Origin of the sequence: Ferruginibacter sp., assembly GCF_014377975.1 — a bacterium.
Taxonomy (GTDB): domain Bacteria; phylum Bacteroidota; class Bacteroidia; order Chitinophagales; family Chitinophagaceae; genus Ferruginibacter.
On record NZ_JACMOO010000110.1, the window covers coordinates 1 to 8,911 of the forward strand.

The 8,911-nt window shown below is 37.5% G+C and carries 7 protein-coding genes; 1 reads left to right on the plus strand and 6 read right to left on the minus strand.

Annotation, left to right across the window (positions count from 1 at the left end; genetic code table 11):
- Positions 1-1,942 (plus strand): hypothetical protein (locus tag H7254_RS06540; protein ID WP_301932207.1); only part of this gene is annotated, 1,942 nt, incomplete at its 5' end.
- A gap of 51 nt (positions 1,943-1,993) precedes the next feature.
- Here the strand turns inward: H7254_RS06540 and H7254_RS06545 are convergent.
- The 6 genes from H7254_RS06545 to obgE all read right to left on the minus strand — a co-directional run bounded on the left by H7254_RS06545 (position 1,994) and on the right by obgE (position 7,565).
- Positions 1,994-2,443, minus strand: a complete 450-nt coding sequence (locus H7254_RS06545) for a CBS domain-containing protein (protein ID WP_301932208.1) — start codon at positions 2,441-2,443, stop codon at positions 1,994-1,996.
- Between the two features lie 42 nt (positions 2,444-2,485).
- On the minus strand, positions 2,486-3,409 hold the full coding sequence (locus H7254_RS06550) for a diacylglycerol kinase family protein (protein WP_301932209.1): 924 nt from the start codon (positions 3,407-3,409) through the stop codon (positions 2,486-2,488).
- Positions 3,410-3,655: 246 nt separating this feature from the next.
- The gene (locus H7254_RS06555; RefSeq protein WP_301932210.1) at positions 3,656-4,705 is read right to left on the minus strand and encodes a 3-oxoacyl-ACP synthase III family protein; all 1,050 of its coding nucleotides are present in this window, start codon (positions 4,703-4,705) and stop codon (positions 3,656-3,658) included.
- Positions 4,706-4,798: 93 nt separating this feature from the next.
- A complete protein-coding gene (locus H7254_RS06560; RefSeq protein ID WP_301932211.1) occupies positions 4,799-5,341 on the minus strand; it encodes a hypothetical protein in 543 nt (180 codons plus the stop codon).
- A gap of 271 nt (positions 5,342-5,612) precedes the next feature.
- Positions 5,613-6,494, minus strand: a complete 882-nt coding sequence (locus tag H7254_RS06565) for a CPBP family intramembrane glutamic endopeptidase (RefSeq protein WP_301932212.1) — start codon at positions 6,492-6,494, stop codon at positions 5,613-5,615.
- A 66-nt stretch (positions 6,495-6,560) separates the two neighbouring features.
- Positions 6,561-7,565: a GTPase ObgE gene (obgE, locus tag H7254_RS06570; RefSeq protein WP_301921257.1), complete on the minus strand. Its 1,005-nt coding sequence runs from the start codon at positions 7,563-7,565 to the stop codon at positions 6,561-6,563.
- Positions 7,566-8,911: the final 1,346 nt, after the last annotated feature.

An 8,911-nucleotide genomic window follows, 5' to 3' on the forward strand; every position in this document is an offset into this window, starting at 1 on the left:
ATTTCTGGCAACCGCTTCTAAGCCATTTTTAAAATATTGTGTCAATAATGGATTGCTGCCTTTATTTTTCCTGATCTTTTACCTGATAAAATCCATACAGTTCAATACAAATAAAGAGTTATTAAGTACCGGGGAAGAAATCGCGCTGATACTTGGTTTTTTAGGTGGTTTTATATCACTGATCGCTTTTTCTTTTGCATTCTTTTTTGGGGTTGACAGAACAATTTTGCGCACCATTACTCCGGTAATTGCCAATCCTGAATTTTTTAAAAGTAATTATGATCCGGCAAAAAATCCTCATGTGGACGGCTTTGGTATGAAGGTGAGTTATTTTTTAAGTGGACGATTTAAATTTCGCAAAGTCAGGCCGGTAAAGCATTACAACCAGGATTTTTTAGACACTATTTTTAAACGGCATCACTTTGCTGCGATAGTGGGCATTATACTGGCTTTTATCTTTTTAGTTGCAGGTGGATTTTTTTTAGATATAAAATTTTTTCAGGCACCGGCTGCAGCAAGCATTCTTGTATTTTTTGCACTGATGGTAGCCGTAATTGGCGCACTTACTTATTTTTTGCAAAGCTGGAGCTTGTTATTCGTAATTGGCCTAACAGCAATACTGAATATTTTATACGAGAAAGAAATTATTGACCCCCGTAATAAAGCATATGGCATTAATTACAATAATAAAGATCAGCGGCCAAAGTATAACAGGCAATCACTGCAACAATTGTGTTCGCCGGCCCACATAACAGCCGATAAAAATAACATGCTGCAGGTTTTAAACAACTGGAAAAAAAGACAGATTGCAGAAAAGCCAGTAATGATATTTATGAATGTTAGTGGCGGCGGTTTGCGGAGCGCTACTTTTGTAATGAATACCATGCAGCAATTAGATAGCATAACCGGTGGCAGGCTGATGCAACAAACATTTTTAATAAGTGGCGCCAGCGGCGGTATGTTGGCTGCTGCATATTACAGGGAATTGTATCACAATAAATTAAAAGGGCAGCCCATTAACCTGCATCAGTCTGTTTATACAGATAATATTGCGCAGGATCTGTTAAACCCTATTTTTTCTTCCATGATCAGCAGGGATATTTTTTCGCCTGCTCAAAGATTTCTGGTTGGGCCTTACAGTTATATAAAAGACAGGGGCTATGCTTTTGAAGAAAAACTAAACGAAAATTCCGGAAAAATTTTGAACCGGCAACTAAAAGAATATGCCGCGGATGAAAAAGCTGCCGTTATTCCGATGATGATATTTAATTCCGTAGTTACTGCCGATGGACGCAAAATGATGATTGGCACACAGCCCCTGAGCTTTATGATGAAGCCGTCGGCTTTCGAAAATGACAGCAGTATTGGCCCCGATGCGATTGATTTTGCTGCACTGTTTTACAAACAGGATCCTATGAATTTGCGGATGCTGACTGCCATGCGGATGAATGCTACTTTTCCGTATATATTGCCCAGTGTTTGGTTACCCAGCAACCCGGTGGTAGATGTAATGGATGCGGGGCTGCGGGATAATTTTGGTCAGGAAACTACCCTGCGTTTTATTGATAATTTTAAAGACTGGCTGGCTCAAAATACCAGCCGCATTATTATTGTGCAAATACGCGACCGCGAAAAAGATAACTGGCACCATCCGCTGGAAACAGGTACAATTACGGATATATTGGTAAAACCTGCTACCATGCTGCAACATAATTGGTTTAGATTACAGGATTATTCACAAAATCAGGATCTTAGTTATTTGCCGGAAGTAAGTAAAACAAATGTGCGCCGCCTGGAGTTTATATATATTCCAAAATTAGTAGACCAGGGAGCAGCCTTAAATTTTCATTTAACCGCTGCAGAAAAAGCGGATGTGATTGCTTCGTTTAGTGCTGAAAATAATCAACAGGTGCTGAAGGAATTCACTGGATTGCTTAAATAAAAATGAACCTGTTGTAGCAACAGATTCATTTAAAATGATTGATACGTTCCATTAATAAATCTTATCCTCCCATTCAATAGCCTGGTTAAGCGCTAACTCATCAAATACCATTTCCTTGCTTTCAAGCGCCTCCCTAAGTACATCATTGATGGTAACAACACCTTTTAGCTGGTTATCTTCAAAAGCAATCAGGTAACGCGTTTTATGGGTATTTAATAATTCCATGCAATGCTCAACGGTATCCTGCAGGGCAATTACCGGAAGCGATGTACTCATTACATCTTTTACGGCGCAACTATCGCTATGCAACCCTTTTAAAATAACATTGCGGCTGTAATCCCTTTCAGAAAAAATACCGTAAAAAGTGTCATCCTTGTTTACTACCAGGTAGCTAAGGTTTACCGAATTCATAAGCTGTAGCGCTTCAATCACTTTTGCGTCTGGATCTATAAAATTAAACACAGGTGGTTTATTCATTAATACATTTGCAACTGTACGCATTGATTTTGGTTTTAACTGTTTAAAATCTGTAATTGAAGTTAGTTATTTTACGGTAGTTATTTTAACAGCGGGCTGTATTAATTTAAAGGCATCCGGTATTATTTTTATTACCAGTTTTTTTGCGGTAACTGCTGGATCGCCATCAATATGTAAGGGTGCCTGTGCCAGGTTATGTACAATTAGTTGTGTGGTTTGAAAATAGAGAACATCTTTCTGATGAAATGTTTTTTCATCATGCTCATTTATTTTACCGGCCATTACTTGTTTGGCAATCGCCAAAATCATCCTCATTTTACTCATTTTTTTTACCACCACAATATCCAGCAAACCATCATTTAAACTGGCCTTGGGTGCAATGGTAAACTGATTACCAAACTGGTTGCTGTTGGCAATACTTATAAAAAAGGCCTCTGTGGCAAATAATTTTCCTTTATTGACAATTTCAAATGAATACGGCCTGGCAGTAACAAAATTTTCGATTGATTTTTTAATATAAGTGGCTAATCCCCGGGAAGGCTGACTGGCAAAATCATGTGCTACCTGCGCATCAAACCCAAGCCCGCAAAGCATACAGCTAAAAGTTTCATTGATAAAAAAAGAATCTATATATCTTCCCTTACCGGTAAAAATTATATCCAGGGCTTTATTTATATCTCTGGGAATTTTTGCAGCCAACGCAAGGCCGTTACCCGAACCCATGGGTATGATACCAATATTAATATCTTCATCTATGAGCAGAGCCGCCACCTGGCTAACAGTGCCATCGCCACCACAGATAACAATATCGGTTACACCTTCCTGTTCAATTTTTTCTTTTAAAAAATGATAATTACCCTGTGCGTTGGTATGTAAAATTTCAAAGGGAATGTTTTGTTGGCGGGTTCTTTCTGCAATTATTTTTAGCGCCGGTGCTTTATCTTTTGTGCCTGAAATGGGATTAATGAAATAAATTATTTTACGCTGCATGAATGAAGGGCTTTATTAAAAACATAAAATTAAAGCAATGGAGCAACAGTTAGGATTTAAAAAAAGACGGCTGAATTGAATATACAACCATAGAAAAAACCATTAATTTTCTCCGATGTAGAAACGGCAATAAAAAATACCGGTGATCTGCTACAGTATCATAAAATTAATGCAGTACATGTAACTGCGGAGTGCAGTTTTATTAAAACTCAGCAGGTTGATTAATAAAATTGCCGGGTATAATTATTACCAGCGCAACAACGCACTGCCCCATGTAAAACCACTGCCAAATGCAGCCAGACAAACAAGATCACCTTCTTTTACTTTACCTTCTTCCCATGCCTGACATAAAGCAATAGGGATGGAAGCTGCCGTTGTATTGCCGTAATGCTGAATATTATTAAACACCTGATCATCCCGCAATCCAAGCTTTTGCTGTACAAACTGGCTGATGCGCAGGTTAGCCTGATGCGGAATCAACAGGTCAATATCTGAGGTGGCTAAACCATTTTTTGTAAGCGCTTCCTGTATAACTTCGGGAAATTTTACGATGGCTTTTTTAAATACCGCCGGGCCATCCATAAAAGGAAAATTTTCTGCCTTATCAATCATCTCCTTGCTCATAAACATATCACCTGCAGGTGCTTCATTATAGCTCGCTACGGGGTTAGTTACCCAATGGTTGGCATGCGTACCCGGATTGTACATTGCCAGTAACTCTGCACTCTGTCCATCGCTGTGCAGGTGCGTACTTAAAATTCCCTGGCCGGCTTTTTCCGTGGCTTGTAATACCACAGCCCCGGCACCATCACCAAATATTACTGAAACATTCCTGCCCCGGGTACTAAAATCCAAACCAAAAGAATGTTTTTCACTACCAATTACCAGGATGTTTTTATACATACCGGTTTTAATAAACTGGTCGGCTACCGATAATGCATACACAAATCCGCTGCACTGGTTGCGGATGTCGAGTGCGCCAATCTCCTTCATTTGTAGTGCACGCTGTACCAGTACGCCGCAGCCTGGAAAATAGTAATCAGGACTTAAAGTGGCAAAAATAATAAAGTCAATTTCCTGTGCAGTAATGCCTGCCCGTTCTATTGCAATTTTTGCTGCTTCCACGGCCATGGTGGTAGTTGTTTCGTTGGTACGATGTGCATACCGGCGTTCTTTAATACCGGTTCGTTCCTGTATCCATTCATCCGAAGTATCCATAAATTGTTTAAGGTCGTTGTTGGTTACCTTATTTTCCGGAACGTACGATCCAATACCGCCGATTTTACTGGTTGGCATGAGCAATGATTAATTGAACAGGCAAATTACAACATTGTAAAGAATTTTTAATTATTGATCTATTTAAGATGTCTATAAAAAGCAGCAGCGGTATTAGTTTACTTTTTGTAAATTTTTGGCTACAAAAAAATCATCATAGCGGGGTGTTGCAGCCACCTTGTAGTAAAACTCAATTTCTTTGCGCAGCTCCTTGCTGTTTTTTATAAACTTAACGGTAAAACTTTCTGCCAGGCAAAGGATTGATATATTGTTCTTATCTCTTTTTATCTCTGCTATATACATTCGGCCTTTAATAAAACTATTTAAAAACTGTGTACCTGAAACTGTGGAGATATACGCAGTCCCTTTTATTGTATCGTTGGTGATAACATGGTAAGGCTTCAATTCATCAATGTATCCGGTAATGGCGATATTATATTCAAGGTCGGTATTTTTTGAAAAAATTATTTTTACCGGATCTTCAACATGCTGCTGATCATAAGTTGGTTTGGAAACAAAAGTTGCCCAGCTGCCTAATAAATTTTCATCAATATTTTCCAGTGCAGTTTCGTCTATACCATAAGCTGAATCGTATGGGCAACCCCATAGAACAATTGAAATAACAGGCAATAAAAAAAGAATTATAATTTTTCTCATCGCAGATTTTACAGTATGTGTAGTATTTTATAAAAATAACCAGCTTATATGTTAATGTTCGATACCATTAATTTTTTTGTTCAGGCTAAACTGAACCGTAATATAAGGTTTTCACTGCGTACAACTTCTTGTACTTTTTATATTCAGGATTGTTCCTTTACTACGCACTGGTATTTAATGAGCGACGTAGCAACGGAGAAAACGAAAAATGTAAATTTTTAGTGTAAGAAAGACTTAAGAAGAATACTATTGCATTTTTTGCACGGGACTTTTATTTTACTTTGCTAAAAATTATGCCAAGCCACCCAACACCTTCCATCATCCATGCAATACCCAAATGAACAATTAAACCACCCCAGATGCTGCCTGTATTGTAAGCAATAATGCCTAATAAAGTGCCGCCGAAAAAGCTGCTGACGGCTTCACCCATGGGTTTACCTAAATGAATGGCGCAGTAAAAACATGCCACGGGAATAATACAATGCATACCACAAATACGCATTAAGGACAATATTAAAAATCCCCGAAAGAAAAACTCTATACTTACAAAATCAAAGCCATAACACAATTCAAAAATAATGTACCGTCCTTTATCAACCCAACTATGCATGGGTATTTTATTAATCAGTTTCGCTTTTGGATACACTTGTAAAAAATCACTTTGCGTACCCGCTAATGCAAGTAATGGAATCATCACCAGTAACATCAGCAGGTAAGGGCGTAAACTGTTCAACGGTTTTGTACCGTAAAAAGGTTGAATATCTTTATCTTTTATAAGCCATATAAAAAATACCGGTAACAGTAAAATAAAAACCCGTACCACCCAATTAATACAATGCAGGTAAAAAGTTCTGCTGGCGCCATGCCAAATATTTTTTATCCATTCTTCCTGCCAGTTAAAGATTACCCGAAAGGAAAATAATGCCGGCGCTAAAAAAAGGATGATCCAGAACCAGCTATTTTTAAAATAAGTACAATCTTTAAAACAAAGTAATTGTAAAAAAAATGCTGTGGCAAAAGGAATAAAATATAGCAGGTAATAACCGACAAATTTACCCAGGCGGCTTTCGGGCGACGCTGCATATTTCTTTTCGAGGCCATGCCAGTAATTGAGATAGATGAGGCCGCCAAGCATCACCAGAATCAGCAGCACATACCAGCAGTTAAATTCTTTGTTATAAAAACCTTTCAGGTATTTTAGTACGCTATTCAGTGGAGGTTATTTTTGTACCTGCTGATTCATCACTGACCAAAGCAGGTCTTTAAGTTCGGGTAATCCCTGACCTGTTACAGATGAAATAAAAATATGTGGAATTTTTTGTGGTAATTCCTTTACGATAGCTGTCTTTAATTCAGCATCCAGCATATCACTTTTACTGATGGCAATTACAAAATCTTTCTGCAGCATTTCCGGGTTATATTGCTCCAATTCGTTCACCAGTATTTCAAATTCTTTTTTATGATCGGCACAATCTGCAGGTATTAAAAACAGCAGGATAGAGTTGCGTTCAATATGACGTAAAAAACGGTGGCCTAAACCTTTTCCTTCTGCCGCGCCTTCAATAATACCCGGTAAATCGGCAATGCAAAAACTTTTGCCATCCCTGTATTCCACCATACCTAATTGTGGTATCAGTGTAGTAAAAGCATAGTCAGCTATCTTGGGTTTGGCTGCGGTAATTACACTCAATAAAGTTGATTTTCCGGCATTGGGAAAACCTACCAAACCGACATCAGCTAATACTTTGAGTTCCAGTAATTTCCATCCTTCAGTTCCATCTTCACCTGGTTGTGCATATTCCGGGGCCTGGTTGGTGGAAGTTTTAAAATTGGCGTTGCCCAATCCGCCACGGCCCCCTTTTACCCAAATTACTTCTTGTCCGTCTTCTAATATTTCTATTTCTTTTTTTCCGGTTAACTCGTCCTTGGCAATGGTACCCAGCGGCACTTCAATGATTATATCTTTACCAAAACTACCGGTACTGTTATTTTTACTGCCACTTTCTCCATCTTCTGCCAGCACATTTTTATAGTATCGAAGATGCAACAGGGTCCACAATTGTGAGCTGCCCCTTAAAATAATATGTGCACCTCTGCCACCATCGCCGCCATCCGGCCCCGCCATAGCATTGTATTTAGTACGCATAAAGTGCCTGCTTCCAGCGCCTCCGTGGCCACTGCGGCAAAAAATCCTGATGTAATCTATAAAATTTGACTTTTCCATTATTATGGTAAAGGTCGGTTTTTTTTGTTGCCGGAATATAAAGTAAGTAAGGTGGATGAAGTAAAAGAAATTATAAATGGATCAATCGATTGTTAATGTGAAAATTTATTCCTTTAAAAAGGGCCACAATATGCTGGTGCTAATTTGATAATTACCTGCAAAAAACCGGGTTTTTCCGTTGTGCGCTTTAATTGCTCCAATTCTTAGTACATCTGCCACTTAAAGGGATTTTATAAAATTGGTTGAAATATTTAGTGCAACAAATAAAACACCGGGGGTATTGCAGGCTACAATACAGCAGGTATGTGCCAGTAAAAAGGTAATACGGCCATGAAGATTACCGAACCGGTTGGTCATTTTATTGCTAACCGTGCTTTAATTTTACTATATCTTTCCATTCTAAAACACCAAACTACAGGCTAAACAGACTGTTATCCTTTTAGACGTGCAACTGCATCCTATTGACAATATATTTTTATCGGTATTAATAATACTATTTGTAGTTTTTTATCTTATTTTACCGAAGATGCCACTTGGTAAATGCGCTGCCTTTCTGTTGTATAATATTTCAGGCCAGGTTTTTTGTACGCGCCTTCCATAATTTTCCGGTGGGCGAAATGCTGTTACACAGTAAAAGGGGGAAGTTTATAAAAATTTAAAAAATGAATTAACAAAGGTGGCGTATCAAAATAAAAAAAATATAATTATCCAAAAAATATATTAGTTTTACATTCTGCTCTAAATTATACATTTCCTCCTATCTTAATGAAAACCCTTCCACTAAGGCCTTTTCGCCAAGTGTGCTGTTTAAAAAAATACAATTAAAATATATCCTTATAAAAATATTATCTTAAGATTTTTCTTGTGGTTTCAGAGGTAAGCAAGGCCGGTGATTTTTATCACTGGCCACTACTTTTTTAGGGATTTTCTTAAATTACTTCTTTAGTTTTTTTTACGCTAAAATGAATGAGCTCAATTAGATCTATTGATACTTTTGCATTTATTTACAGATCAGGCAATACCTTATTTCAACGCATTTTTATTTTATTGCATCAGAAACACAACTGGATTTCTGTATAGTTTATTTTAAAACTGTTGTAATAAACCAGTAAATAAAAATGGTCCAACCTTCCAAACAATTTATATTTATATATTGCAGCATACAAATTTTTAAAATAATTTAAGAGGTTTATCCGCCGCTGCACTGTTTATTGACTTCTGTAAAAAAATAGATGTTGTAACATTGTAAAAAATGCTTTTTAAGTGCAATATCCGTTCAAATGAAAAACTATTTACTGATCGTTTTGCACAAAATTTTTTACTAATCTTAAATTAAACAACCTATC

Coding starts and splice junctions, on each gene's coding strand:
- H7254_RS06545 (WP_301932208.1), bottom strand. CDS start 2,443: ATGCGTACAGTTGCAAATGTATTAATGAATAAACCACCTGTGTTTAAT.
- H7254_RS06550 (WP_301932209.1), bottom strand. CDS start 3,409: ATGCAGCGTAAAATAATTTATTTCATTAATCCCATTTCAGGCACAAAA.
- H7254_RS06555 (WP_301932210.1), bottom strand. CDS start 4,705: ATGCCAACCAGTAAAATCGGCGGTATTGGATCGTACGTTCCGGAAAAT.
- H7254_RS06560 (WP_301932211.1), bottom strand. CDS start 5,341: ATGAGAAAAATTATAATTCTTTTTTTATTGCCTGTTATTTCAATTGTT.
- obgE (WP_301921257.1), bottom strand. CDS start 7,565: ATGGAAAAGTCAAATTTTATAGATTACATCAGGATTTTTTGCCGCAGT.